23 protein-coding genes and 1 pseudogene are annotated in these 26,550 nt (G+C 72.9%); 17 read left to right on the top strand and 7 right to left on the bottom strand.

What is annotated here, in order from left to right; translation table 11 throughout:
- The first annotated feature begins 60 nt into the window (after positions 1–60).
- Positions 61–555, top strand: coding sequence for a DUF1269 domain-containing protein (locus ACFV88_RS30890; RefSeq protein ID WP_385495363.1), 495 nt, complete (start codon positions 61–63; stop codon positions 553–555).
- A gap of 122 nt (positions 556–677) precedes the next feature.
- Here the strand turns inward: ACFV88_RS30890 and ACFV88_RS30885 are convergent, their stop codons facing one another.
- Both ACFV88_RS30885 and ACFV88_RS30880 read right to left on the bottom strand, forming a co-directional pair.
- Positions 678–1,160: a VOC family protein gene (locus tag ACFV88_RS30885; RefSeq protein ID WP_385495361.1), complete on the bottom strand. Its 483-nt coding sequence runs from the start codon at positions 1,158–1,160 to the stop codon at positions 678–680.
- A 107-nt stretch (positions 1,161–1,267) separates the two neighbouring features.
- Entirely contained in the window at positions 1,268–2,005 is a 738-nt protein-coding gene (locus ACFV88_RS30880; protein WP_385495360.1) for a class I SAM-dependent methyltransferase, read from the bottom strand.
- A gap of 50 nt (positions 2,006–2,055) precedes the next feature.
- On the opposite strand from ACFV88_RS30880, the gene ACFV88_RS30875 reads away from it, so the two are divergent.
- The 6 genes from ACFV88_RS30875 to ACFV88_RS30850 all read left to right on the top strand — a co-directional run bounded on the left by ACFV88_RS30875 (position 2,056) and on the right by ACFV88_RS30850 (position 8,977).
- Entirely contained in the window at positions 2,056–3,288 is a 1,233-nt protein-coding gene (locus tag ACFV88_RS30875) for an aromatic acid exporter family protein (protein ID WP_385495358.1), read from the top strand.
- A 201-nt stretch (positions 3,289–3,489) separates the two neighbouring features.
- The gene (locus ACFV88_RS30870; protein ID WP_385495357.1) at positions 3,490–4,716 is read left to right on the top strand and encodes a threonine synthase; all 1,227 of its coding nucleotides are present in this window, start codon (positions 3,490–3,492) and stop codon (positions 4,714–4,716) included.
- A 393-nt stretch (positions 4,717–5,109) separates the two neighbouring features.
- Positions 5,110–5,313: a type II toxin-antitoxin system VapB family antitoxin gene (locus tag ACFV88_RS30865; protein WP_385495356.1), complete on the top strand. Its 204-nt coding sequence runs from the start codon at positions 5,110–5,112 to the stop codon at positions 5,311–5,313.
- A gap of 406 nt (positions 5,314–5,719) precedes the next feature.
- The gene (locus ACFV88_RS30860; protein WP_385495355.1) at positions 5,720–7,312 is read left to right on the top strand and encodes an RICIN domain-containing protein; all 1,593 of its coding nucleotides are present in this window, start codon (positions 5,720–5,722) and stop codon (positions 7,310–7,312) included.
- Between the two features lie 99 nt (positions 7,313–7,411).
- Positions 7,412–7,858 carry a nitroreductase family deazaflavin-dependent oxidoreductase gene (locus tag ACFV88_RS30855; RefSeq protein WP_385495354.1) on the top strand — a complete coding sequence of 149 codons (447 nt, stop codon included), beginning with the start codon at positions 7,412–7,414 and terminating at the stop codon, positions 7,856–7,858.
- A 111-nt stretch (positions 7,859–7,969) separates the two neighbouring features.
- Positions 7,970–8,977, top strand: a complete 1,008-nt coding sequence (locus ACFV88_RS30850) for a phosphotransferase enzyme family protein (protein ID WP_385495352.1) — start codon at positions 7,970–7,972, stop codon at positions 8,975–8,977.
- 40 nt (positions 8,978–9,017) lie between these two features.
- Here ACFV88_RS30850 and ACFV88_RS30845 read toward each other — a convergent pair whose 3' ends face one another.
- Entirely contained in the window at positions 9,018–9,536 is a 519-nt protein-coding gene (locus ACFV88_RS30845; protein ID WP_385495351.1) for an ATP-binding protein, read from the bottom strand.
- A 333-nt stretch (positions 9,537–9,869) separates the two neighbouring features.
- Between ACFV88_RS30845 and ACFV88_RS30840 the strand changes: the two are divergent.
- The 6 genes and pseudogenes from ACFV88_RS30840 to ACFV88_RS30815 form a co-directional block, all read left to right on the top strand.
- A pseudogene (locus ACFV88_RS30840) lies at positions 9,870–10,061 on the top strand (DUF5133 domain-containing protein); the annotation flags it as partial.
- A gap of 201 nt (positions 10,062–10,262) precedes the next feature.
- Positions 10,263–11,159: a putative protein N(5)-glutamine methyltransferase gene (locus tag ACFV88_RS30835; RefSeq protein ID WP_385495350.1), complete on the top strand. Its 897-nt coding sequence runs from the start codon at positions 10,263–10,265 to the stop codon at positions 11,157–11,159.
- A gap of 1,057 nt (positions 11,160–12,216) precedes the next feature.
- Entirely contained in the window at positions 12,217–12,933 is a 717-nt protein-coding gene (locus ACFV88_RS30830) for a DUF2470 domain-containing protein (protein ID WP_385495349.1), read from the top strand.
- A 94-nt stretch (positions 12,934–13,027) separates the two neighbouring features.
- Positions 13,028–14,947 carry an NAD-binding protein gene (locus ACFV88_RS30825; RefSeq protein ID WP_385495410.1) on the top strand — a complete coding sequence of 640 codons (1,920 nt, stop codon included), beginning with the start codon at positions 13,028–13,030 and terminating at the stop codon, positions 14,945–14,947.
- A gap of 150 nt (positions 14,948–15,097) precedes the next feature.
- Complete coding sequence (locus tag ACFV88_RS30820; protein ID WP_385495348.1) at positions 15,098–15,622, top strand: hypothetical protein; 525 nt, start codon at positions 15,098–15,100, stop codon at positions 15,620–15,622.
- A 189-nt stretch (positions 15,623–15,811) separates the two neighbouring features.
- Positions 15,812–17,242, top strand: coding sequence for a flotillin family protein (locus ACFV88_RS30815; protein ID WP_385495346.1), 1,431 nt, complete (start codon positions 15,812–15,814; stop codon positions 17,240–17,242).
- Between the two features lie 135 nt (positions 17,243–17,377).
- Here ACFV88_RS30815 and ACFV88_RS30810 read toward each other — a convergent pair whose 3' ends face one another.
- A complete protein-coding gene (locus ACFV88_RS30810; RefSeq protein WP_385495345.1) occupies positions 17,378–18,037 on the bottom strand; it encodes a hypothetical protein in 660 nt (219 codons plus the stop codon).
- 87 nt (positions 18,038–18,124) lie between these two features.
- Positions 18,125–18,976 carry an NAD(P)H-binding protein gene (locus ACFV88_RS30805; RefSeq protein WP_385495344.1) on the bottom strand — a complete coding sequence of 284 codons (852 nt, stop codon included), beginning with the start codon at positions 18,974–18,976 and terminating at the stop codon, positions 18,125–18,127.
- Between the two features lie 295 nt (positions 18,977–19,271).
- Between ACFV88_RS30805 and ACFV88_RS30800 the strand changes: the two genes are divergently transcribed.
- From ACFV88_RS30800 to ACFV88_RS30785, 4 genes are all read left to right on the top strand, one after another.
- Complete coding sequence (locus tag ACFV88_RS30800) at positions 19,272–20,468, top strand: D-alanyl-D-alanine carboxypeptidase family protein (RefSeq protein ID WP_385495343.1); 1,197 nt, start codon at positions 19,272–19,274, stop codon at positions 20,466–20,468.
- A 176-nt stretch (positions 20,469–20,644) separates the two neighbouring features.
- Positions 20,645–21,169, top strand: coding sequence for a DUF4232 domain-containing protein (locus ACFV88_RS30795; RefSeq protein WP_385495342.1), 525 nt, complete (start codon positions 20,645–20,647; stop codon positions 21,167–21,169).
- Positions 21,170–21,297: 128 nt separating this feature from the next.
- Positions 21,298–21,615: a GNAT family N-acetyltransferase gene (locus ACFV88_RS30790; protein WP_385495341.1), complete on the top strand. Its 318-nt coding sequence runs from the start codon at positions 21,298–21,300 to the stop codon at positions 21,613–21,615.
- Positions 21,616–21,750: 135 nt separating this feature from the next.
- Positions 21,751–23,190, top strand: coding sequence for an MFS transporter (locus tag ACFV88_RS30785; RefSeq protein WP_385495409.1), 1,440 nt, complete (start codon positions 21,751–21,753; stop codon positions 23,188–23,190).
- Positions 23,191–23,370: 180 nt separating this feature from the next.
- On the opposite strand, the gene ACFV88_RS30780 is transcribed toward ACFV88_RS30785, so the two are convergent.
- Positions 23,371–24,153 carry a chaplin gene (locus ACFV88_RS30780; protein ID WP_385495339.1) on the bottom strand — a complete coding sequence of 261 codons (783 nt, stop codon included), beginning with the start codon at positions 24,151–24,153 and terminating at the stop codon, positions 23,371–23,373.
- A gap of 312 nt (positions 24,154–24,465) precedes the next feature.
- Positions 24,466–26,493, bottom strand: coding sequence for an ATP-binding protein (locus ACFV88_RS30775; RefSeq protein ID WP_385495338.1), 2,028 nt, complete (start codon positions 26,491–26,493; stop codon positions 24,466–24,468).
- Between the last annotated feature and the right edge of the window lie 57 nt (positions 26,494–26,550).

Here is a 26,550-nt window from a genome sequence, read left to right as displayed (position 1 = left end):
TGGTGCATTTGTGTCCACGGTCGCCGGTGACCGTGCGCTCACGCCGAGGAGGCACGCACCATGTCCGAACTCATCGTCATCGGATACGAGGACCCCACGGTCGCCCACCAGGCGTACGAGCGCGTCCAGACGCTCCAGAAGGACTTCGTCGTGGACCTCGCCGGGCTCGCGGTCGTCACCGTGGACCAGGAGGGCAAGAACCACGTCGAAACGCCCAGCAAGATCGTCGGAGTGTCCGCGGCCTCGGGAGCCCTCTGGGGAATGATCTTCGGGCTGCTCTTCCTCGTCCCCGGATTCGGATTGCTGGCGGGCGCGGCGTTCGGCGGGCTCTTCGGCAAGCTCAGCAAGTCGGGCATCAACGACGAGTTCCGGGGGCAGGTGCAGTCGCTGCTGACGCCCGGCTCGGCAGCCGTGGTGATCATGGCTGCGAAGATCACCGAGGACAAGTTCGCCGACGCCATGCAGCCGTTCGGCGGAACGCTCCTCAAGACCTCGCTGAGCACCGAGGACGAGAAGGAACTCGCCGAGCACCTGGGCACCGGACAGGCGCCGTGACGCCGGACCGCGCGGAGCGGCCGGCGGCGACGTCCTTCGCCCGGGCCACGGACGGACGGCACGGGCCGTACGGACGGCACCGCGCCGGCCGCCGGCCCGCGCCGACGGCCACCGTCCGGAAGCTACTGCCCGTCGTGCGCCCGGCGCAGCGCGGCGATGTCGAACTTCGTCATGGTGAGCATCGCCTCGGTGGTGCGGGCGGCCTTGTGCGGGTCCGGGTCACCGATCAGTGCGGGCAGCTCGGTGGGCACCACCTGCCAGGACACTCCGAACCGGTCCTTCAGCCATCCGCACTGCCCCGGTTCCCCGCCGTCTTGTGCCAACCGGCTCCAGTAGTAGTCGACCTCGTCCTGGTCGGCACAGTGGATCTGGAACGAGACGGCCTCGTTGAAGGTGAAGTACGGCCCCCCGTTCAGGGCGACGAACCGCTGCCCGTTCAAGGTGAAGTCCACCGTCATGGCCGTCCCCGCGGGACCCGGCCCGGCTTCGCCGTACCGCGTGATCGAACCCCGCTCCGAGTCCTTGAAGACGGATAGGTAATGAGTGGCGGCTTCCTCCGCCTTCCCGTCGAACCACAGGCAGGTGGTGAATGCTTCGCTGGTCATGGGTGACGCCTCCCGCTCACGCGATCGCTCCGACGAATGGATCTCACCCGTACGACCGATGCTCCACCGAAAACTCATCGCCCGCGCGCCAAAGGGCGACGGACTCCTCAGGGCGACCCCGGCCGCGTCCCCACCACCAACCGGAGGTACGGGCTGCCGTCCGGCCGTCGCTCCAGGCCCGGCAGGGGCAACGGGTACAGGGCCGTGGCGAACCCGGCCCGGTCCAGGTCAGCGAGCACCCCGGACAGCGGGAAGGTGCGGTAGTACATCACGAACGGCGGGTGCCACAGGGCGTTGCGGACCCGCATCGCCGCATCGAACCCGACCGTCTTCCAGTAGCCGCTCGACCCGGGCACCGGCGGCGCCGCGACCGGGAAGGCGAACCTGCCGCCGGGCCGCAGCACCCGGTACGCCTCGGCGAACAGGGCCGGCCGCTGACCCGGCAGGAAGTGCCCGAAGGCACCGAAGCTGACGGCCAGGTCGAACGCGTCCGTGAAGGGCAGGGCGAGTGCGTCCGCCCGCACCGCGCTCACCGCCGGTCCGCCCGGTGGCACCGCGGCCCGGCCCTCCCTCAACATGCCGGCGCTGACGTCCACCCCGACGACCCGCTCCCGGCACACCGCGCGCAGCACCCGCGTCCCGGCGCCCGTCCCGCAGCACAGGTCGAGCCCGTGGGAGAACGGACCGAGCGGACCGAGGACGCGTTGCGTCGCGTCGAGGACGTCGTCCGGGGTGCGGAAAGGGGTGCGGTCGAACTTCGGCGCCAGCAGGTCGTAACCGTGCTCGACGGAGGACAGCGCCTGGACGGCGAGTTCACGCAGCGTGGGACCTTCGGGACTGAACACCCCGCCCAGCATAGGTCGTGCGGCGCGGGGCCGGCGCGGACGGCGGCACGGTGAACACGGCGCCGCACCGGAAGGACGGGTGGCGCGCCCGGCTCGCCAGCGGTGTGGGCAAGTGGCGCGATCCGGTGGTCGTACAGATCCTGCGGTCCACCGCGGCGGCCACCATCTCGTACGCGGTCGCCCTCCAGCTGAGTGACGTCGCGGCCCCGCTCACCGCCCCGCTCACCGCACTGTTGGTGGTCCAGGTGACCCTCTACGCCACGATCACCACCGGGGTCCGCCGGGTGAACTCGGTGGTGATCGGCGTGCTGATCGCCGTGGGCTTCAGCTCGCTGGTGGGACTGAGCTGGTGGAGCCTCGGCCTCATCATCCTGGCCTCCCTGACGGTCGGCCAGTTCGTGCGGGTGGGCGAGTTCGTGCCCGAGGTGGCGATCAGCGCGATGCTGGTGCTCGGGGTCACCGAGGTGGGGGCCTCGGCCTGGGACCGGGTGCTGGAGACGCTGATCGGCGCCGTGGTGGGGCTCACCTTCAACTTCGTCCTGGCTCCGCCGGTCTGGGTCGACACCGCCGGGGAGTCCATCGAGGGTCTGGCCCGCCGGCTACGACAGCTGTTGCTGCGCGACGCCGAACAGTTGGTGACGCCCACCCCGCCGCGTCTCGCGGATCAACGGCTCCACGAGGCACGCCAGTTGGACGACGACGTGGCGGACGTGGACGCCGCGCTGCGCCAGGCGGAGGACAGCCTCCGGCTCAACCCCCGCGTCCGTGAGGGCCTGCTCAACCGTGTGGTGCTGCGCACCGGACTGGACACCCTGGAGATCTGCACGGTCGTCGTCCGGGTCCTGTCCCGCACGCTCAGCGACCTGAGCAGGGTGCGGGCCGGTGCGCCCCTGCTGCCGCCGGAGCCTGGGGCCGCCCTGCGGGAGACGCTCGTCCACGTCGCCGACGCCCTGGTCAGCTTCGCCGTGCTCGTGACCGCCCAGGCGAGCAGTAGTGCCGACGCGGCCGAGGGCCGGCTCGCGGAGCAGCTGAACGCCGCGACGACCGCCCGGGGCCGCGCCGCCCAACTGCTCCTGGACGACGTCCGGGACGATCCCCGCGGCTGGCAGCTCCAGGGTGCGCTGCTGACCGAGGTGGACCGGATGCTGGCCGAGCTGGACCTGGAGCACCGCACCCGTCGACTGATGGAGGAGCTCGACCGCAGCTCCCGCGAACAACACGAGCGCTTTCCGTGGCTGGCACGACTCCGTTCCCTGTTCCCGGGCGGTCGGACGGGGTCCTGAGGTCCGGCCGCGCTCCCCTCCCGAACGCGCGTGCCCCGCTGCGCGCCCTGCCCCGGCGATCACCGTTGATCTAATCTTCCGATCACACGACGGACCCGTGCGTGGACCGGGACGCCACACGGACCGGCGAGGTCCGGACGGGCCGGCACGGCACGCCAAGGCCCAGCAAGACACAGCAAGGCCCGGCAGGAGGAGCACGTCATGCGCCGAGTGGTGGACGCCCAACCCCTACCGGGGGAGCCCGAGGACCCGCACCTGGTCGACGTGCGCGCATGGCGGACGTACCCGCTCGACGCGCTCCGTTGGCGCGGCGACGACGGCGCCCCCCTGACCGTGTCCGGCCTGCCCGGGCTCACCCCCGCGGACCTCGACCGCACCGCACGCTCGTTGTGGCGCTACCGCGCCGCGCTGCCACCGGACATCGAGCGGCCGATCAGCCTGGGCGAGGGGATGACCCCCCTGGTGGCGGGCGAGTGGTCCGGGACCCCGGTCCGCTTCAAGTTGGAGTGGTTCAACCCGACCGGCAGCTTCAAGGACCGGGGCAGCAGCGTGATGGTCTCCGCGCTCGCCTCGCGCGGGGTGACGGAGGTGATCGAGGACAGTTCCGGCAACGGCGGCTCCTCGGTCGCCGCCTACTGCGCGGCGGCCGGACTGAGCGCCACCGTCCTGGTGCCGGAGGGCACGTCGACCGCCAAGGTCCTCCAGACCCGGGCGTACGGTGCGCGCATCACCCCGGTGCCCGGCGGTCGGGACGCCACCGCCGCCGAGGCCCTGCGCCGCGCGGAGCACATTCCGTACGCCGGTCACAACTGGCACCCGTACTTCCTCCAGGGGACCAAGACCCTGGCGTACGAGCTCTGGGAGGACCTGGGTTTCAGGGCCCCCGACGCGGTGGTCACCGTGGCGGGCGCGGGCAGCCTGGTCCTCGGCTGCGACCTCGGGTTCACGGAACTGTTGGGTGCCGGACTGATCGCCCGGCGGCCCCGGTTGCTGGTGGCCCAGCCCGCCGCCTGCGCTCCGATCGACGCCGCGTTCCACTCGGTCCCGACCCCGGCGTTCGGGCCCACCGTCGCGGAGGGCGCGGCGATCCGGGAACCGGTGCGGCTCGCCGAGGTGATCTCGGCCGTGCGCCGGTCCGGCGGCGACCTCGCCGCGATCCCGGAGGACGACATCGTCAGCGCGGTGCACCGGCTGGCCGCCCGCGGGCTGTACGCGGAGCCGACCAGTGCGGTGGCCGCCGCGGCGGTGGACGTGTTCCGGGCCCGGGGTGCCCTGCGGGACGACGAGACCACCGTCGTCGTCCTGACGGGTTCCGGGCTCAAGGCCACCGGGGCCATGGCCCGTCTGCTGCCGGCCGCCGCGGCCCCGGACAGGCCGCCCGCCGCGGCGCCGGACGCCGAGCCGGACGCGGCGGCCGACGCACCGTGAGAGGCGCCCTGCGCGGGGCCGGGGCGCTGACGGGCTTCACGGAGTCCCGTCCGCCAGCCCGAACAGGGGCAGCGCCGCGTCCAGCCCGGTGACCGCGACCCGGACGGCGCGGCGTTCGTCCCAGGTCCGACGGTCCAACCGCACCCGCCGCAAGGTGCGCGACTCACCGCGGACGGCAACGATCTCCGTGCCGTCGACTCGATTCGCCCGGCCGACCGCTCCGCGCCGCTCCTGCGTCCCGGCTCCACGCGATCCACGCGATCCACGCGATCCACGCGATCCACGCGATCCACGGGGTCTACGGGGTCTACGGGGTCTACGGAAAGCCTCGTGCGACCCGCCGGCAGGGTGTTAGGGTCCGGCCCGGTTTCGCAGATCCGACGAGGAGCGTCCATGGCCAAGGTCACCGTCAGCATCGACGCCGAACTCGTGGTGGAGGTCATGGTCCTCGCCGGCGTCGGATCGCCGCAGGACGCCGTGGAGCTGGTGGTGCGGGACTACATCGCCCGTGGGCACCGCACCGAGGAGCGGACGGAGTCGAAGGGCGAGAGTGCGCGCACCGCGCCCCCCGTCCGGATCGATCCCCAGCAGGGCTGAACCGGAGGCCCACCGTCGGCGCCCGTCTCCCCGCGCCGACCGCACGCCCGCCGCGCAGACGCCGTCGTCGTCGTCACCCCCGCGGTCATGAGCACGGGCCCCGGCCCGGGAGCCCATGGGCCCGCCGCCCTGCTGCGCCGATCCGGACCGTGCTGGGCGGGAGCCCCGTCCGGCACCCTCCAGATGGCGGGAGGGCCGGGCGTACCCGACTGTTGCCCACGCAACCACCCTTCCTCAAAGCCTTGTTGCGCGTGAGTCTGCTGTGCCAGGGTGTGCACCGTTCCCGCACGGACACGACCGGTCACCGAACGGTACGTCGTCTTCCGCCGGCCGCCGGAGGGTGCGTCCTTCCGTGCCCGAACGGCCCGGTGCGGGTCCGCGTACGCCCCGGAAGGAAGACCCTCTGTTGACCCTCCCCCTTCCGCCCCGACCGAACCGAAGACCACACGCGGTCACGGAACCCGACGGGTCCGACGTCGAGCTCATGGCCGCCGTGCGGTCGGCGGACGGCCACGGATCCCGCAGCCGCGCGGCCTTGTTGAGCCGCCACGGGGAAGCCGTCCACGACTACGCCGTCCTCTGCGCCGGGGCGACACCGGGCGGGGCTCCCGCCGTGGTGGCAGCCGCCTTCGACGCGGTGCTCGACGCACCGACCGCCCCCGGGACGTACCGGGCGCTGAGGCCCCGGCTGCTCCTCGCGGTGCGGGAATCGGCGGCCGGGGAACGACCTCACGACGAACCGGATCGACCACGGCCCCTCGCGGACCGGGCGTTCGGCGCCCTGTCGAGCACCGCCCAACACCTGCTCTGGCACACGGAGGTCGAGGGCGAACCGCTGTCCGTTCCGGCGGCCCTGCTGTCCCTCGACCCCGTCGGAGCGGCGCACGAACTGAACGGCGCCCGGCGGGACTTCATGGCGTCGGTCGCCCAGGCGCACCTCGCCCTCACCACCAGCAGGGAGTGCCGTCAGCACCTGCGCCTGCGCGACGTCCTGACCCGCCAGGGCGCCCCGCTCCCCCTGGAGGTCGACGCGCACCTGCGGGAGTGCGGGCACTGCCGGTCGGTCGACGCGCACCTGCGGCGGGCGGCCGAAGAACCCGGCACGCTCCTGGTGGAGTCCGTGCTCTTCGACCACGCCGCCGCCTATCTGTCCCTCCGTCACGGTCGGCACCACCAGCCCACCGCCCCGCCGTTGCCGCCCTCCCGCGCTCCCTTCCCCACCGAGGGGACGAGCGACGCGGCCACCGAGGGCGCACGACCACCGCGCGCGGGTCGCCACCGGGCGCGCGGCAGGGCGCCGAAGCCCGCGGACGGCGCACCGACGGGGGACGGTCCGCCCCCGGCCAGGAGCCTGCTCGCCGGCGCTGCGCTCGGCGGGGCGGTACTGACCGCCGCGCTCCTGACGGCGGCCCTGTGGCCCGGGGGCGGGGGCGGCGCGGTGGGCTCCGCGCTGCCCGGAGCGCCGCCCGCGCGTTCCGTCAGTCCCTCGACGTTGCCCGGGTCGTCCGGACACGGCACCACTCCCTCCACCGACACCGTCCGGCCGGTGGGGGCGTTGCGCGGGGAGCTCCGCAACGTCGCGGCCGGGCTCTGCCTCGACGTGGTCGGCCGGCATCCGCTCGTCGGTGCCCGGGCGACCCTGCTGCCGTGTGCGGACCGACGGACCCAACAGTGGTCGTACGAGGGCGACGGGCTGCTCCGCAGCGGAGCCGACCCGGGCCTGTGTCTCGACTCGCACGCGCAGGAAGGCGTGGCGGCCCTCGGCAACTGCGCCGGTCGCGATCCGGACCACAGCACGGACGTGCGCTACGACCTCACCGTCCAAGGGCAGTTGGTGCCGCGCTGGAAGGACGATCTGGCGCTCACGCCCACGACGCCCGAGGCGGGTGCCGATGTGGTGGTGAAGGTCCGCGACCGTTCGGCGGCCCAGCGCTGGACGGTCGAACCGGGGTCGGCCGAAGTCCGGATCTCGGCGGCCCTGGGAGTCGCTCCGGATTGACCCGACCGGGGGAACGGACGGGATCGTGGGGATGATCCGGTGGACGGACGATGTTGAGGGGGCGGGGGAACCGACCGCAGTCGACCGACAGGACACGGCATGCCGCTGACAGGTGAGTACCAGCCCACTCCGACCGCATGGGTGCGCGACCAGGTGGAGTTGTACGAGAGCTCGGGCGGGACCGAGGGCACGACGATCCAGGGCATGCCCGTGGTCGTGCTCACCACCGTGGGGGCGAAGAGCGGCAAGCTCCGCAAGTCGCCCGTGATGCGGGTGGAGCACGAGGGGCGGTACGCGGCGGTCGGGTCCTACGGCGGCTCCCCCAAGCATCCCGTCTGGTACCACAACCTCCTCGCCGACCCGCGGCTGGAGCTCCAGGACGGGCCCGTGCGCCAGGACATGACCGCCCGGGAGGTCACCGGCGAGGAGAAGGCCCTGTGGTGGGAGCGGGCCGTGGCCGTGTTCCCGCACTACGCCGTCTACCAGGAGCAGACGGAGCGGGACATCCCGGTGTTCGTCATCGAACCCGCCCCGCAGCCCCACTGAGCCCGACCGCCGCGGCCCGCCCGACGGGGGTTGCGCAGGGGACTCGGAGGGAGCCGGGACGGGTCAACTAATCGGATGCCCGTCCCGGCGGGCACTGCCTAGGCTCGACGCATGCACGATCTACCTGCCGATGTGAAGGAAGCCGAACTGCGGGAAGCACTGCTGAGGTGGGGGGTGCGGTCCGTCTCGTTGACGTATGCGCCGGTCGGCTTCGGCGACTACCACTGGAGTGCGCTGGACGACGGGGGACGACGCTGGTTCCTGACCGTGGCGGACCTGACGAACAAGCCGTACTGCGGGGAGGGAACCACCGCCGCCCACGAGGGGTTGCTCGCGGCGATGGACACGGCGGGCGCACTGAGCGCCGCGGGACTCGACCCGGTCCTCGCGCCGCTGCCGACCCTGGACGGTGCCCGCCTGCACCGGCTGGGGGAACGGTACGCCCTGAGCGTGCAGCCCTGGGTGGACGCGCCGTCGGGCGAGTTCGGTCAGCGGCTGACGGCGCAGGAACGGGTCGACGTCATACGGGTGTTGGCGTCCCTGCACCGGTCCGCCCCGCCCGCCCCGGCACCCGTCCTGCCCCCGGGGCTACCGGGGCGCCACCGTCTGGAGGCCGTGCTGCGCGGTGCGGACGACGACTGGGCGGACGGCCCGTTCGCGGACCCCGCCCGGGAGCTGCTTCGGGAGCGGGCGGCGGGACTGCGCGGCCGGTTGGAGGAGTTCGACCGCCGGGTGGCGACCCTTCCCACCGGTGCCGGCGCACTGGTCGTGACCCATGGCGAACCCCATCCGGGGAACCTCCTGTGGGGCCCGGACGGCGGCCTCCGCCTCGTCGACTGGGACACCTGCGGCCTCGCGGTCCCGGAACGCGACCTGTGGCACGTGGCCGTCCGGGAGGACGGCGACTTCGACGCCGCAGCGCTGTCCGTATGGACCGAGGAGAGCGGACGGACCCCCGTCCCGTCCGCCTTGGAGTTGTACCGGCTGCGCTGGGACCTGGACGACCTGTGCGCCTTCCTGGACCTGTTCCGTGCGCCGCACGGCCGTTCGGCCGACACCGAAGCCTCGTGGGGCTGGTTGCGCGACACCGTCGCCCGACTGGTGGACGGCGGGCGCTGATCGGGAGTCGGTGGACGGCGGGCGCTGACCGGGCTGCGCCTCAGGCCGCCAGCGGGCTTCGGGCGGGTTCCACGGCGGTCGCGCGGAGCTCCGGGGTCGTCGGCAGGAGGCGTCCGGGGCGGCGTCGGTTCGCTCCCAGGGCGGGCGTCGGCCCCGGTCGGACGAGCGGGAGGCCTTCCGCCGATTCCACCCTGCGCGAGAACCACACCACCTTGCCGCCGCCGGGGGTCCGCCAGCTGCCCCACCCGTCGCTCAGCGCGGCCACCTTCGCGAGGCCGCCGCGCCGCGCACCGAGCAGGCGTGGCCGGCGGTGGTCCCGGTCGGCCACCGAGGCGATCAGGTGCCGTCCGGTCCAGCAGAGTTCCACCATGGCGGTGGTGTCGTCGGTGTGCTCGACGACATTGGCGAACAGTTCACCGACGCCCCCGCACACCGGCTCCACCTGGTGGTCGAGCGCCCAGTGCGCGAGGTGGGCCGCGAGGATGCGCCGCACATGGGCGCCGCGCTCCGGGCTAGCTTCCACTTCCACGCAGTAGTAGCAGGGTCGGGGGACGGTCATGGTGTCGACTCCTCTACCCGCACCGCTCCCCCACCGTGCCCGTCGCCCGTTCGGCCGAGCACCGGACACGAAGCGTGAGCGGTGGTGTCTGCTGGGTTGCCTCCAGCCTGCGGGCGTTGCTCCACTCGTGCAACACGAGCACGTTCTCGCAGTTCGGAACGGGTGTCGGCGGCGGCGTCCGGGTGACGGCGAAGTCCTCGACGCGCAGGCGCCGGTGAGCTGGAGGAGCGAATCCTCCCCCCGCCCGACAGGAGGACCGCGCCGCCCCGGGTGAGGATGGGGCCACCGCACGACCGCGAGCGGCACGGGCCCAGTCTGGAGGTGGGAGACACGATGCTGCTGCCGGACAAGCCGCAGGTCGACACCCTGCTCAAGCGATACCGGGCGTGGGAACGCCTGATGCTCGCCAATCCGTCCAACGGAACCGTCCGAGGACGGTTCGAGGACACCGCGTACACCTTGTGCGTGTTGATGGGGCGGCGCAGCGCGCGTGAGGCGGCGCTCGCCGCCGAGCACTATCTACGACCGCGCGGAACTCGGTGTACCGCCTCGGAGCCGCTCGGGTAAAGTGCGCGTGTCCGCGTTGGCGCCCACCGGGGAGGTGAGACCCATTTCTGTCCGCTCAGGCAGGGTGCTCTCATCTGTCGGCCGCCCGGTACACCACCTCTAGCCCAGCGCCGGGTTCCGCACGAGCACCCTTTCGACGCCCGAAAGGTTCCTGTGCTCATGCCCGTTCCCCCTGTGTCCTCCGTTCCCTCCGCCACCGGCATCGACTCCGCGTCCGCCGAGGACCCCGCGTCGCCCGATGCACCGGTCCCCCCGCAGCTGGCGGTGCTCGCGGCCCGACTGCGCGCCGCGGGTTGTGTGTTCGCCGAGGACGAGGCGCGCCTCATCCTGGCCACCGCCCGTACGCCGGACGAGGCCACGGCGATGGCTGTCCGACGGGCGTCCGGCCCGCCCCTCGAACACGTCCTCGGTTGGGCCGGGTTCCTCGGTCTGCGGATCGCGGTGGGGCCCGGAGTGTTCGTACCGCGGCGCCGTACGGAGTTCCTGGCGTCCTCCGCGGTCGCCCTCGCCTCCCGACGTCTCCCCGCACCTCCCGTGGTGGTCGACCTGTGCTGCGGGTCGGGCGCGGTGGGGGCGGCGGTGCTCACCGCCGTGCCGGGAGCGGCACTCGTCGTGTCGGACATCGATCCGACGGCGGTGCGGTGCGCCCGGCGCAATGTGGAACCCCTCGGCGGGCGCGTCCTGACGGGCGACCTGTTCGACGCCCTGCCCACGGCACTGCGCGGCCGGGTCGACGTGCTGATCGCCAACGTCCCCTATGTGCCGAGCAACGAGGTGGCGTTGCTCCCGGGCGAGGCGCGCGACCACGAACCACTGGTCGCGCTGGACGGCGGCGCGGACGGACTCGACGTGCTGCGACGGGTGGCCGTCGGGGCACCGCACTGGTTGGGTCCGGGCGGGGTGCTGCTCGTGGAGACGAGCGAGACGCAGGCGCCGCATGCCGTGGCGGCGTTCCGGCAGGCGGGCCTCGGGGCGCAGGTGCGCGTGTGCGACGAGACGCAGGCGACGGTCGTCCTCGGCACCCGTTCGGCCGGGGCCGGGCGTCCGATCGGGTGACACACGACCGGCCGGACGGAGGTGGCTCCTCCATCCGGCCGGTCCCCCACTGGGACCCCCCACACGGGCGGTCGGACCCGCCCCCCACAGGCAGGTGTCGACCGCGCCAGGTCCCGGTCTAGTGGGTGAGGTCGCGCACCCCTCGGGCGCTCCTCACCCGGTCGTCGCCGAACGTGCGTTCCGCCGCGGCCGGTCCGACCCGTACGACCCTCGGAGCTCGCGCTCCGACGGCTCCGGGCCGCCTGACCCGCCCGCGGTTCGGTGCCGCCGCACCGCTCCGCGGGCGGACGCGCCCGGCACCGCCCGTGCCGGTCGCGCCTCGGGAACCGACGGGGTGGTCCGTTCCCGGGATGACCGCCTCGCACGTCCCGAGGGTGGTGTTGCGCGCACTGTCCACCATTGCGTGCATCCTTCCGCTCGGAGAGGCATGACCCGTGGATCGGCGGGGCATCCGTTCGGCGTCGGTGAGTCTGCCGAGTCCTGCGCCGAAGTTCACGTCGACCCCCTGCATTTCGGTAACCTTGCGTATTGAAACAGTGGCGAGAAGTAACGGACCTGCGCGGCTCACCCACCCGCACGACCCGGGAATCAGGCGGAATCCCCCTCCTTTTCCAGGCCCATTGGCCGAATAGGAGTGCCCGCGCAATCGGCCGGATTCCTTCCGCCCGGGGAAGCCCCACATCAGACCGGCAATGCCTTTCCCCGCGAGGTGCGAGCGATATCGCCCGCCGAGAATCCCAGCAACACGCGACGAACGGGGAGGAACATCCGTCCGCGAGAGGTACGGAGGAATTCCCCCACTTATGCCGCAAGCGATCCCCTCGACGGGCACGCCCCACCCGGATCCACACCCCGGACACCGGTCACGAAGAGCCATGAGGACGTCCTACGCCCACGGCCACCGCACCCTCCGCAGAGATCGGGGCGCACCCCGACCGCACCCGAACCGGTCTCGCACATCCGCGTGTCCGTGGACGACTTCCTCGGCGCGCCCGGTGGCCCTTCCCACCAGTTTCAGCTAGGTTAGGCAAGGCTTACCTAACACTGGAGGTACGAAATGGGTGTCCGCCCGGCTCGCACGACCGCACCCACCGCGGCGGAACGTGCCCGTTCGGTCCTGGCCGCCGCGTGGTCCTGCGCGGTGACGACGGACCACTGCCACGAGGAGCTGGTGGGCGCGCACTCCGTAGCCGCCGACGGTACCGTCCGACTCTGCGTGCCGGCGGACAGCGCCCTCACTGCGGCCGCGGTCTGCGCTCCACGGGGCGAGCCGACGGCCCTGCTGGAGTTCTCCGACCCGGCACCGGTGCCCGTCCGTGAGCGTATCCGCTCACGGCTGTGGATGTCCGGACGGTTCGTCCAGGACGGTGACCACCTCGTGTTCCAGCCCGCCTGCGCGGTGCTGCACGTCCCGTCCGGTCACATCGGCATCGACATCGCCGACTTCGCCCGGGCCGAGCCCGACCCGCTCGCCACCGCCGAGTCCCGGCTGTTGACCCATCTCGCGGACGCGCACGCGGACGCGGTGGAGTGGCTGACCCGTCTCCTCGACCCGGAGAGTCTGGCCGAGGTCGTTCGGGTGCAACCGCTCGCCCTGGACCGGCACGGTCTGACCCTGCGCCTCGAACGGCTGGGCAGCCAGGAGGACGTACGGCTGCCGTTCCACCGGCCGGCCGACGACCTCGCCCAGGTCACCGAGCGCATGCACGTCCTGCTGTCGTCCGCGCGGGCCACCCGGCGCCCCACCCTCAGGTCGGTGGCGCCGAAGGAGTAGAGCGCTCGTCCGGTGAAACCGCGGGCGGCGTACGGCAGTCTTACCGACCATGTCTGCACTGCCCATCCACACTCCCCCCACCGCGGCCGAGCACATGGTCGTTTGCGGGGACGACGCCCTGGCCCGACGGCTCGCCGCCGAACTGCGGGGCGTGTACGGCGAACAGGTCACGCTCGTGGTCCCGCCCGCCGGACAGGCCCCCGGCCCGCCGGTCGTGGGCCGGGCCCGGGCGTCCGCGCTGTTCGGGCGGGTGTCCGCCGCGGTGCAACGCGCCACCGGGAGCAACGGGAACAACAACGGGAGCAACAACGGGGACGGTGAACCCGCTTCCCCCGCACCCCAGTTGGAAGCAGCCGAACTCACGGACGAGGTGCTCGCGGAAGCCGGCGTCGAACGCGCCGCCGCACTCGCCCTGGTTCACGACGACGACGAGACCAACATCCGCGCCGCCCTCGCCGCCCGGCGCCTCAACCCACGGCTGCGGCTGGTGATCCGGCTGTACAACCGCCGGCTGGGCCAGTACCTGGAGGACGTGCTCGACCAGGCCGCCGCCCTCGCCTCCCCGGGCGTCGACCCGCATGCGTTCGACGCGTCGACCACGATCCTGTCCGACGCCGACACGGCCGCGCCCGCGCTCACGGCGGCGGCCGTCGCGGGAAGCAGCAAGGTCGTCCAGGCGCACGGGGTGTTGTTGCGGGCCGCGGAACGTTCGGCGGCCGATCCCGGCGACTCCGCACTGTGCACCCTGGCCCTGCTCAGCGACGCCGCGACCGACACCCAGGGGCCCGGCACCGCACTGCCCCAACTGCTGCCGGACGAAGCGAGCGCCACGGCGGCGGACGGGCGCGGCAGGATCGTGCTGGAGACCGTGTCGTACTCCGGCCCCGCCCAGCCCGTCAGCCGGAGCCGACCGCTCGGCTCGCTGCTCTCTCCGCGACTGCGCTGGTCGTTCGTCGGGATCGTCCTCGCAGTGGTCGCCCTCGCGGTCACCGCCATGTTCACCACCGGGGAACACCCCTTGCGCGCGGTGTACTTGACCCTGCTGGACCTGTTCTCCATCAACGAGCCCGCGATAGGGGAGTCGACGTTCCGTCAGGTCCTCCAACTACTGTCCGGGTTCGTCGGGTTGCTCCTGCTGCCGGTGCTGCTCGCCGCGGTCCTCGAAGCCCTCGGAACCTTCCGCAGCGGGGTGGTGACCCGTCGTCCGCCGCGTGGCCTTTCGGGACACGTCGTCCTGCTGGGTCTCGGCAAGATCGGCACCCGGGTCCTGGCCCGGCTGCGGGAACTCGACATCCCCGTGGTCTGCGTCGAGTCCGACCCGGAGGCGCGCGGGATGGCGCTGGCCCGACGGCTGCGGGTGCCCGTGGTCCTCGGTGACGTGACCGAGGAGGGCGTTCTGGAGGCCGCGAAGATCCACCGGGCCCATTCGCTCCTCGCGCTCACCAGCGGGGACACCACGAACTTGGAAGCGGCCCTGTACGCCCGCTCGGTCCACCCGGAACTGCGGGTCGTGATGCGCCTGTACGACGACGACTTCGCGACCGCCGTGTACCGCACCCTGCGGGCCGCCCATCCGCGCGCCCTCACCCGCAGCCGCAGCGTGTCCTACCTCGCCGCGCCCGCGTTCGCCGGGGCGATGATGGGCCGACAGATCCTCGGGGCGGTGCCGGTGGAGCGCAAGGTGCTGTTGATCGCCGCCGTGACCGTCGCGGGTCTCGCCCCACTGGAGGGTCGCACCGTCACCGAAACGTTTCGCCCGGGCGCCTGGCGGGTGCTCGCCCTGGACACCTCGGCGGGAGGCCCGGAGCAGCGTCCGGACGGACGGGAACGGTCGGAGGGCATCGCTCCCCACCGTTGGGGCGACCCCTCCCCCGGACTCGTATGGGACCTGCATCCCGGATACGTGCTCCGCCCCGAGGACCGGGTGGTGCTCGCGGCCACCGGGCTCGGCCTCGCGGAGCTGCTGGGCCGTGGCCCGCGAACGGGCGCCCCGGTGCCCGACGGCGGGGGCTGAGCGGAGCCGCGCCCGACTCCCGGGCGACGAGCCGTCAGATCAGGCATCAAGGATGCATAAAGATTGCCGTAATCCGGAAATGAACGAAGGCGCACACTCGTGCGAACATGGTGCAGGCCACAGCGCGTCGCACAAGGGGGAGGCCAAGGCATGCAGTGGTTCCTCGGTCTGGGTATCGCCGGTCTCGTCCTGCTGGCGTTCGCGCTGGTCTTCGACGGGTTCCTGGAAGGGCTCTTCGACTCGTTCAGCGCGCTGGACGGGGTCTTCGACGGTCTGCTGTCCCTACCGGTGATCGCCGGATTCGTGTCGATGCTCGGCTTCAGCGGGGCGATCGTCCTCGGCACCACCGGTCTGGGGGTCGTACCCGCCACCGTCGTGGGCGCGGCGGCCGGAGCCGGAGCTGGGTGGCTGACCGCCCGGTTCAGTCGGGCCCTGATGCGGGAGCACACCCCGCCCGCGCCCCGCGCCGAGGACCTGCTCGGCAGCACGGGCCAGGTGGTCACGGCGATCCCCGTCGGCGGCTACGGCGAGGTCCTGGTCCGGCTGGCCGGCCAGCCCACGAAGTACGCGGCCCGCAGCGCGGTCGCCGTCGAGCGGGGCGCCGAGGTCTGGGTCGAGGCAGCGCCCACCGCCACCTCCGTGGTGGTCCGTCCGGTCCGCGAGGGCGAGGACTGAGCCGCTGCGCGGCCCCCGCTCGGACTCCTTCCGTCACCACCTGCACCACCCTCGTCCCCTTCACCGTTCTTCATCTGAGCCATCCGAGTTATCCGAGTCAACTGCTTCACCTACTCCATCTGCTTCACCGCCTTCACCGGCGTCCCATTCGCGCGAACTGCCGTCCCCGGAGGGCAGGGGGGATCTTCCATGAGCCCAGTAGTCATCGCCGTCATCGGAGTCGTCGTACTCCTCGTTCTGCTCGGCCTGGTGGTCATCACCCGGTACAAGGTCGCCGGGCCCAGCGAGGCGTTCATCGTCACCGGGCGGCGCGGCAAGCAGTCCACCGACCCGAGCACCGGTCAGGTCTTCACCGACAACAGCGGCCAGAAGGTCGTGGTCGGCGGCGGCGTGTTCGTGGTGCCGTTCGTCCAGCAGAAGTTCACCCTCGACCTGTCCAGCAGGCACATCCCGATCTCGGTGCGCGGCGCGGTGACGCTGCGCGGGGTGAAGGCCAATCTGGAAGGGGTCGCGATCGTCAAGGTCGGCGGCACCGAGGACTCGATCCGCGCCGCAGCCCAGCGGTTCCTCGCCCAGCAGGACGGCATCGTCGGCTTCACCCAGGAGGTGTTGTCGGGCGCGCTGCGCTCCATCGTGGGCCGGATGTCGGTGGAGGACATCATCCGGGACCGGGCCGCGTTCGCCGGGCAGGTCGCCGAGGAGGCCGAGGCGAGCCTGTCCGGACAGGGCCTGGTGCTGGACGCGTTCCAGATCCAGGACATCACCACCGAGGGCTCCTACCTGGAGGACCTGGGTCGCCCCGAGGCCGCCCGCGCCAAGCAGGAGGCCGACATCGCCGAGGCCGTCGCCCGACGGGCCGCCGAACAGGCGCGGCTCAAGGCGGAGGAGGAGATCGCGGTGGCCCAGCGGACCCTGTACCTGAAGCAGGCCGAGATCAAGGCGCAGACGGACGAGGCCTCCGCGCAGGCCAATGCGGCCGGTCCGCTCGCCGAGGCGGCACGCCGTCAGGAAGTCCTCGCGGAGCAGGAGAAGGTCGCCGCTCGACAGGCCGCGCTCACCGACCGTGAACTCGACACCCAGATCCGCAAGCCCGCCGACGCCGCCCGGTACCAGGCGGAGCAGGAGGCGGAAGCCCGACGGATCGGCCTCGTCAAGGAGGCGGAGGCCGCGGCCGACCGGGCGCGGCTGACCGGTGAGGGCGAGAAGGCGCAGCGTGCGGCGCTGGCCGAGGCGGTGCGGATCGAGGGGCAGGCGGAGGCCGACGCGATCACCGCCAGGGGGACCGCCGAGGCCGACGCCATGCGCAAGAAGGCGGATGCGTTCGCCCAGTACGGTGAGGCGGCCGTCCTCCAGATGCTGGTCCAGGTGCTGCCGGAGGTCGTCGGCAAGGCGTCCGAGCCGCTGAGCGCGGTGGAGAAGATGACCGTCATCTCCACGGACGGCGCCGGGCAGCTGTCGCGGACCGTGGCCGACAACGTCGCCCAGGGCGTGGAACTGCTCAGCGCCACGACCGGCGTCGACCTCGGGGCGCTGCTGAAGAACGCTGCGCGGAACGCCTCGCAGAACACCGGGGGCGGCAACGCCTCGGACGGCAACGGGAAGATCCCGGTCACCGACTGACCGGTGGACAAGGACCGTCCGGGCCGACACGGGGGTGGGCCCGGACCCCTGCGGCGCCCTTCGCGGCGCCGAACAGGGTACGGGGGCGGTCACCGCAGGGTGCGGTGACCGCCCCCGTACGCGTGTCCGGGTGGGCTACAGACGCCAACCGCGGTGGGTGTTGACCGTCTTGGTGTTGTCCCAGCGGAAGCGGAGCTGTTCGGCCGAGGCGCCGTCCGGGAGGGCGAACACCGCCCATGCGGTGACCTGTTCGCCGAGGAGCAGTTCTCCGTCGGCGTCCAGGGCCTCCCCCACGGTCAGTTTCTTGACGTCGGTCAGGGCCTTGTGCGCGCGGCCCGCGGAGTCCAGCACCGACAGGGACCTGGCCAGGATGCCGTCGTAGGTGTCCCAGCCGGTGTTGGCGATGGACACCTTCACGGCCTCCCAGTGTTGTCCGGCGGCGGGGGCCGTACCGCCGCCCTTGGCGGGCAGGGCCCCGACGACCACGGACTTGGGGGTGACGGTGAGTTGGTACTGCGGCTCGTCGCCGTCGCCCTCGTCCGACCCGGGGGCGCTGAACCGGCGTCCGTCGCCCAGGTAGGCGGCACCGTACGCACCCGCCTGTTCCCGGACGCCCGCCGACACCGCGGCGTCGGCGCCCGAGAGGGGGCCCGCAGCCGGGGCGGCGGCGCTGCGGGAGCCGGGGCCCCCCTCTCGGGCGGGTGCGGCGGTGTCCGTGCCGCCCTTCCCGCACCCCGTGCAGGCGAGAGCGATCAGGACGGCGGAGGCGCCCAATGCGCTGAGTGATCGATACACCACCGCATCATGACCCACGCCCCTGGTGTGACGGCCTAGGCACGGCTCGCCCGTTCGAGTGACTTTTCTGATGGAATCACCTGAGGTTCACTCTTTCCAGGTACCCCGTGCAGCGGCGTCCCGTGCGTAAGCGGAGAAATCGCGTGCCGGGCGGCCGAGCGCCTCCTCGACCCCGTGCACCACATGGGCGTTGCGCCCGCCGGTCATCAGGTCGATCAGTTCCAGGAAGTCCAGGGGCATCCCGGCGCCCTCCAGTACGGCGCGGAAGTCGTCCCGGGTCACGGGGATGTACCGGACCTCGCGGCCGACGGCCCGGGTGAGTTCCGCCGCGACCTCGGTGAGGCTCAGCAGCCGGGGTCCGGACAGCTCGTAGGTGCGCCCGATGTGCCGGTCGTCGGTCAGGGCCGCCACGGCCACGTCGGCGATGTCTTCGACGTCCACGAACGGCTCCACCGAGTCCCCGACGGGGAGGGCGATCTCACCGGCGCGCACCGAGTCGACGAACATGCCCTCGTCGAAGTTCTGGGCGAACCAGCTGGACCGGACCACCGTCAGGTCGGCGCCGGAAGCGCGCACCGCGTCCTCGCTGCGGCGCGCCCCTTCCTCCCCGCGGCCCGACAGCAGCACCAGGCGTCGCACGCCCCGCTCGACGGCCGTCCGGGCGAAGGCTCCGACCGTTTCGGCGGCCCCGGGGAAGCCGAGGTCCGGGTAGTAGGTGAGGTACACCGCGCCCACCCCGTCCAGGGCGGCGTCCCAGGTGGCCGGCGACTCCCACTGGAAGGCCGGCTGGGCGGACCGCGACCCGATCCGTACCGGCAGCCCTCGTGCGGTGAGTCGCTCGGCGACCCGGCGTCCGGTCTTGCCCGTCCCGCCGATGACCAGGGTGGTCCGGGCGTCCGGGGTGGTGGGGGCGCCGTGCGTCCGTTGCTCGCTGCTCATGTTCGTCGTCCTGTCTCCGTAGGGGTTTCCCCGGCGGACCGTCCACCGGGGTGGTCCCGGGAGGGGGCTCCTCGGGCCTGTGTCCAGCCAACCCCGCCGGCCCCGGGCGGACCATGGCCGGGGAACTCACGCCCATGCGCGAGCGTCCAGCCCCGGCACTTCCCCCACCGTCGTGGGGCCGGCGTCACCGGTTCGGCCCACCCCCTCCTCCGCTGCGCCCCGTCCCGGCGGGGGCGTACGCCTATCCGGATCAAGCCGATCTGCGCGGCGCCCGGTCCCTTCCTACGGTGACTGAATGGTCATCAGATGTATCTCGCGCGCGGCCCTGGCCCGTTCCGTGGCACTCGCGCTCGGTGCCGCGCTGTTGTTGCCGGGGCCCGTGGCGGCGGCCAGGTCCCGGGAACCCGAGCCGCCGAAACCACGGCCGATGCCCGGGCGGACCCTGCTGGAACGTCCGGGCACCCAGGCCAACCCGGGCGGGCCGGGCACCCCCGCCCCACCGGCCGGGCTGTCCGCGCTCTCGTGGCTCGTCGCGGACGCCCGTACCGGTGAGGTCCTCGCGGCCCGGGACGCGCACCGGAAGCTGCCGCCCGCCTCGACCCTCAAGGCCCTCTTCGCCGTGACGGTGCTGCCGCACGTCAAGGGCGGCTCCGCGCACACGGTCACGGACGCGGAACTCGCCGACATCGGCTCGGGCAGCTCGCTGGTGGGGGTGGAGGCGGGGTACCGGTACCGGGTCGAGGACCTGTGGCGGGGGGTGTTCCTGAGCTCCGGCAACGACGCCGTACGGGTGCTCTCGTCGCTGAACGGGGGCGTCGACGAGACGGTGCGCCAGATGCAGGCCAAGGCCCGTGACCTGGGCGCGATGGACACCCGGGTCGTCTCCCCTGACGGGTACGACGCCGAGGGGCAGGTGTCCTCCGCGTACGACCTCGCCGTCATCGGGCGGGAAGGACTCACCGACCCCGACTTCATCCGGTACGCCTCCACCAAGCTCGCGGACTTCCCCGGTGGCCGGGTCACCTTCCCCATCCAGAACACCAACCGCCTGCTCACCGGCGAGGACGGGGTCTTGGCGTACCGAGGACTGATCGGGGTGAAGAACGGCTACACCACCCATGCGGGCTACACGCTCATCGCGGCGGCCGAGCGCGACGGACGGACCGTCATCACCACGGTGATGAACCCCCAGGACGGCGGCCACGCCGTGTACGAGGAGGCGCGGCAACTGCTCGACTGGGGGTTCGCGGCGATCGGCCGGGTGCGTCCGGTCGGTTCGCTGCTGCCCCCGCCGCCGCGGCCCGCGCCGGCTGCGGCCACCCAACCCGCGGCGGCCACGCCCCGGCCGCTGGCGGTGCCGGTGGCCGGCGAGGAGGCCGCCGACCCCAAGTGGTCGACGGCGTCGTGGCTCGGCGGCAGCGCCCTGGTGCTGCTGACCGGTCTGACCGTCGTACGGGCCCGCCGACGCGGCCGGGCCGAGCAGGAGTTCTGAGCCGGCAGGGCTCGGGAGCGGAGAGGAACGCGTCTGCAACCGTCCCGGGACGCCGCTCGTCTCAGGAGCACACAGGGGGGACCGTCCTGGCGCAGTGCGCCGGGCGCACGGGGCACCGCAGCACGGGCGCGTCCGCACCCCCACCGGGCACCGCACGACGAACAGGGGAACCAGCAATGCGCGTTCGTTCCGTACTCGCGGCCTCGGCCGTCGCCACCTCCTTCGCCCTCCTCCTGCCCGCGACGCTCGCCGTCGCGGCACCGCAGGACGCCCGGGCGACCCCCACCTGCCGCGAGGCCGGGGTGAAGGTGAAGGCGACCAAGACCGACCAGCGCACCATCGTCCGGATCACCGTCGAGAACACCACCCGCCGCAGCTGTGTGGTCGACCACGTCCCGACGGTGACCTTCGGCAACCTGGACGGGGCCGCCCAACCGGTCCCGGCCACCACCAGCAGGCCGTACACGCTCCGCGGCGGGGCGAAGGCGCACGCCAAGATCCGCACCGTCAAGCGGCTGAGCGATCCGTCCGCCCGCACCGTGCAGACGGTGCACGTCGCCGCCGACCCGAGCCACCGGGGTGCGTCCTTCGGCGCCAGGGCCCTCGGCTCGCCGAACGGCGTCAAGGTCTACGAGCCGGTGACGACCTGGTGGCACGCGACGCAGGCCCTGGCCGACCGCGCGCTCCGTCGGGCCGGCTGACCCGGGTCGGGACGCCGCACCCGTCCGGGCACCCCGCTAGCGCCCGGCGCCCGGACGGGTCACCCTGGTCGCAGCCGCCCGCCGAGGACGGCTGCGTACCGGGCGACCACCAGGAAGGGCCACACCACATGAGCCAGCCGCGCGAGACCGTCACCGTCACCGACGTACCGGGTGAGCAGCGCTACGAGGCCCGCCTCGGTGACACCCTCGCGGGTTTCGCGCAGTACATCCGCACCTCCGAACTGATCGCCTTCGTCCACACGGAGGTGGACCCCGCGTTCGAGGGCCGCGGCGTCGGCGGGGCGTTGGTGCGGGAATCGTTGGACGCGGCGCGGGCGGCCGGCACCTCGGTACTCGCGGTGTGTCCGTTCTACTCGGGTTGGATCGCCCGGCACCCCGAGTACCGGGACCTGCTCTACACCCAGCAGAGCAAGGTCAGCGACTGACGGCCCGGCGGGAGCGGAGCGAACGCCGTGAGCGGGGATGCGAAGGACGGCCGGGAGCGGGACGACGGCCCCGGGGTGCGGCTGTCGTCGGCCCGCGGGCGTTGGGTGCTCGCCTGCGTGGTGCTCGCCTCCGGGATGGCGATGCTGGACGGCACGGTCGTCACGGTGGCGCTGCCGCGGATGGGACGCGACCTGAACGCTTCGCTGTCGGGTCTGCAATGGGTGGTCAACGCCTACATGCTGACGCTGTCGGCCCTGCTCCTGCTGGGCGGCGCCCTCGGTGACCGGATCGGCCGCAAGCGGACCCTGGTCATCGGCGTGGTGTGGTTCGCGGTGGCGTCCGCGCTGTGCGGAATCGCCCCCGACGACGCCACCCTCATCGTCGCCCGCGCCCTCCAGGGAGTGGGCGGCGCGCTGCTGACCCCCGGGTCACTGGCCCTGGTCCGTTCGACGTTCCACCCGGACGACCAGTCGCGTGCCGTCGGTGCGTGGTCGGGGCTGACCGGGGTCGCGGGCGCGCTCGGTCCGTTCCTCGGGGGGTGGTTGATCGACGGGCCCGGCTGGCGCTGGATCTTCCTGATCAACGTGCCGCTGGCCGCCGTGGTCGTCGCGGTCGCCGTGTGGCACGTCCCGGAGAGTCGTGACCCCGAGGCCGCCGGGCAGCGCTTCGACCTGCTGGGCGCCTGTCTGGGCGCCCTCTGCCTCGCCGGCGTCAGCTACGCCCTCATCGGTGCGTCCGGGGGCCTGTCCGCGGCGGCGGTCACCCTGTCCGCCGCGGGGGGCGTGCTGGCCGGGATCGTGTTCCTCGTGGTGGAGCGGCGCACGGCGGCGCCCATGCTGCCCCTGTCGATCTTCCGGTCCCGGCTGTTCTCGGCCACCAATGCGATGACCCTGTGCCTGTACGCGGCGATCGGCGGCATCCTGTTCCTGCTGCCCGTGCAGTTGCAGACGGCGCTGGGCTGGAACGCGTTGGAAGCGGGAACGGCGACCCTGCCGATCACCGTGCTGATGCTGTTGTTGTCGGCGCGTGCCGGTGAGTTGACCCGACGGGTGGGGCCGACGCTGCCCCTGGTCACGGGCCCGCTGGTCGCCGCGATCGGGGTGCTGCTGATGGTGCGGGTGCGCCCCGGGTCGTCGTACGTGGCGGACGTGCTGCCCGCTGTGGTGGTGCTCGGCGTGGGCATGAGCCTGTTCGTCGCACCGCTGACGGCGACCGTGCTGGCGTCCGTGGACGCGACGCGCGCGGGGCTCGCGAGCGGGGTCAACAACACCGCTGCGCGGATCGCGCAGTTCCTCGTGGTCGCCGCGCTGCCGCTCGCGGTGGGACTCTCCGGGGACGCCTACACCTCGGCGAACGCCGTGAACACGTCGTTCCACCGGGCGGTGTTCGGCTGTGCGGGGCTCTTCTCCCTGGGGTCGCTCACCGCCGCGCTCCTGATCCGGCCGGTGTCACCCCGGCTCCAGGACGCCCCCGCGCCGCTGTGCCGGTCGAACATGGCGGCGAACTGCCCGCCGTTGGAGCCGGGCCCGCGCGCTCCGCAGCCGCAACGACGGGCGCCGGACCCGGAACCCTGACCCCGGAAGGCCACCCCGGAAGGCCCCGGAAGATCCGGGCCCGGTCCGGCGCCCGGCCCGGGCCAGGGACGAACGAACAGGCCACGGGCCCCACCGCTCGGGAAGGAGCGGTGGGGCCCGTGGCCGGCGGGGAGCGGATCAAGGAGGGGGGATCCGCCCATCACCCGTCAGGGGGGTGACTCAGTCACCGCGCTTGCGGGAGGCCCGGAAGCGGCGGCGCAGGAGCGCGCCTCCGAGCAGGGCGAGCCCGGCGGGCGCCACCAGGGCCAACGGGTCGTCGGCCCCGGTCTGTGCGAGCGTCGCCGGACCCTCGGGGGCCTCGGTGCGCTCCTCCTCTACCCGTTCCTGCTCCGGTACCACGGTCGCCGGAGGCTTGACCTCCTGCTCCGGGGCGTGCTTCACCGGCTCCTTGACGGGCGGCTTCTCGGGCTTCGGCGCGACCGGGGGCTCCGGACGCACGGGAGGCTCCGGCGGCTTGGGCCCGGACACGTTCTCGGAGTGGTTGCCGAAGACCGGGTTCCCGACGCCCACGACGTTCACCGAGTTGCCGCTGACGTTGACGGGGAGGTCGATCGGCAACTGGACGCCGTTGCCGGAGATCACCCCCGGTGAGCCCACTGCGGCGCCCTCGGCCGTCGACCCACCGCCGTTCGAGGTACCGGACCCGACCTGTCCGCCGGGCGCCGCCGGGTCTCCGTACCCCCCAGGTGCCGCCTCACTTCCTCCCCGGTTGGCGCACGTGTTGCCCGCCGCCGGGTTGAGGAGACCGACCACGTTCACCGTGTTCCCGCACGCATTGACGGGGACGTGTACCGGCAGCTGGATCGTGTTCCCGGACACCGCACCGGGGGAGCCGACCGCCGCGCCGTCAGCCGCCGCGTCCGCGAACGCCGGTGCCGCACCGACGACGGCGCCTGAGGCGACGGCCGCGGCGATCAAGCCATTCCGGGCAACCCGCTTCATAGGTTCCCTGCCTTCCAGATCGTCTGCGGGCACTCACCCGCACTGGAGGAAACGCGAGAGAACGGTCCGAGTTATGGCCAATCAGGCTTTCACCCCATTGGGCTATCAGACGGTCGAACTGACCCACGTCGCCCTCACGAGCGATCACCTGTGCGACGGCCGAACCTGCCCGTGAGGCGCGAAGTGCCGACGAACCGGTGGGTGCTCCCCCCGAAAAGGCGCTGCGGATCGGCCAGGCCGAACACCCGTCCCACGCCGTGGGACGGGTGCGGTACCTGCCTCAGCTCGGGTCGGCGCCGCCGTGCGCCGGGATCAGCCCACCGCCCCGCGGACGACGCGCGCCAACGCCATCGCCGCGTCCTCCTCGACGCCGGTGCGGAACTCCCGTTCGTAGCTCTCGTCACCCAGTGCCTCACGCGCCGCGCGTTCGCACTCCTCGCGGATCGGGCCCAGTTCCGGGGTGCCGCGCTGTGCATGGCCCACCCCCCGCCAGAACGCGAGCCCGGTGCCGGCGAGCCGGGCGGCAGAATCGTTCTCGCCCCCGGCCGCCAGCGCGGCGGCCAACAGATCGAGGCCGAGCGCGATGCCGAAGCTGTCACCGAGCCGGCGCTTGCCGTCGAGCATCGCCCGGGCGTGCTCCGCGGCCTCCCGGGGCCGGTCCTGGAACAGGGCGATCAACGACAGTTGGTAGTACGTGTAGTTGCGGGCCCAGTACTCGCCGCGCGCCACGCACCCCCGGCGCAGCCGCTCCGCCTCCTGCGCCGCACGGTCCAACTCCCCGCCACCGGTCAGGGCGAAGATCCGCACCAGGTGGCAGCGGAGCACCGACGCCGAGGCGAACGGACCGTCCGGCGCGGTGGCCAGGGCCCGGTCGGCGACCTCTTCCGCGGCCGTCGGACGGCCGGACAGCAGATGGGTGATGCCCAGGAGGTAGGCGGCCGAGCGGCGGCCCTCCAGGTCGTCGTCGCGATCGGCCTCCCGGGCGCACGACTCCCCCAGCATCCTCGCCTTGTCGTGCTCGCCCTGGAGCAACGCACAGCAGCCGAGTGCCCACTGGGCCCGGGTGCGCGTCGGACCGGGCACTGCGTACTGGGCGAGTGCGGACTCCAGGTAACCGCGGGCCTCGTGGAGATGGCCGCAGCAGGCCCAGAAGAAGCCGACCCGGGAGGCCATCTCGGTGGCGGCGTGCGGATCGTTGGCCAACAGGTGGTCGAGCGCCGCGCACACGTCCGGGTGCGCGGCGGCGAGCCTGCGGTACCAGCCCGCCTGGCCGGGGCCGAGCCACCCGTCGTCGGCCCGGCGGACCAGGTTCAGGAAGGCCCGGGCGTGCCGTCCCTCGGCGGCCTTCTCCTCGCCGAGTTCGGCCAACCACATCCGGCCGTACTCACGGACGGTGTCCAACATCCTGAAGCCGTTGCCCCGCCGGGACACCACCGACTTGGCGACCAGTCCCGCCAGCGCGGGCGCCACCGCGTCGGCGTCCAGCGGCCCACCCGCGCAGACGGCCCGGGCCGCGGACTCGTCGAAGGTGCCGCGCAGCACCGACAGCCGGGCCCACAACAGCCGTTCGAGCGGGGCGCACAGTTCGTGGCTCCAGCCGATGGCGGTGCGCAGGGACTGGTGCCGGGCGGGGCGCACCGGCTCCGCGGTGTCGAGGGCGGAGAGCGCGGTGCGCAGTTGTTCGGCGACCTCCTCGACGGTTCCGTTGCGCAGTTGGGCGCCGGCGAGTTCCAGGGCGAGCGGGATGCCGTCGAGCCGTCGGCAGATGGCCGCGACCGCCCTGGACGGTCCGGGTCCTTCGAGGCGGATGGTGGGGTTGGCGGCGCGCGCCCGGTCGACGAACAGGGTGAGCGCGTCGCCGTCCCGGGGCAGCGGGCCCACCTCGAAGCGCAGTTCCCCGGGGATGCCGACGGGTTGGCGGCTGGTCGCCAGGATGGTCACGTCCGGACAGGCCGTCAGTAGGTCGCCGACGAGGTCACGACAGGCGTCGACCAGGTGTTCGCAGGAATCCAGGACCAGCAGCATGCGTTTGTCGGCGAGCCATGCGCACAGGGCGTCGGCCGGCATCCGCGGGGTGTGGTCCGCGAGCCCGGAGGCGTCGGAGACCGTGGCCGCGAGCAGCCGTTCGTCCTGGAGCGGCGACAGGTCGGCCCAGGCGACCGCTTCGGGCGGACCGAGGATCCCGGTGGTGACGGCGTGCAGGGCGAGCCTGGACTTGCCGACACCTCCGGGACCGGTCAGCGTCACCATGCGGTGTCCCGCGAACGCATCGACCAGCCGGGCCAGCTCGGACTTGCGTCCGACGAAGCTCGTGGACTCATCAGGAGTGCTTCCCACCACGGGGAACAGTGTGGACCAGCTCACAGCGCTGTGCACCGTCCGTCGGGAAAAGCAGCC

This window comes from Streptomyces sp. NPDC059816 (assembly GCF_042732055.1).
GTDB lineage: Bacteria > Actinomycetota > Actinomycetes > Streptomycetales > Streptomycetaceae > Streptomyces.
This window is presented reverse-complemented; position numbering and strand designations above follow the sequence as displayed.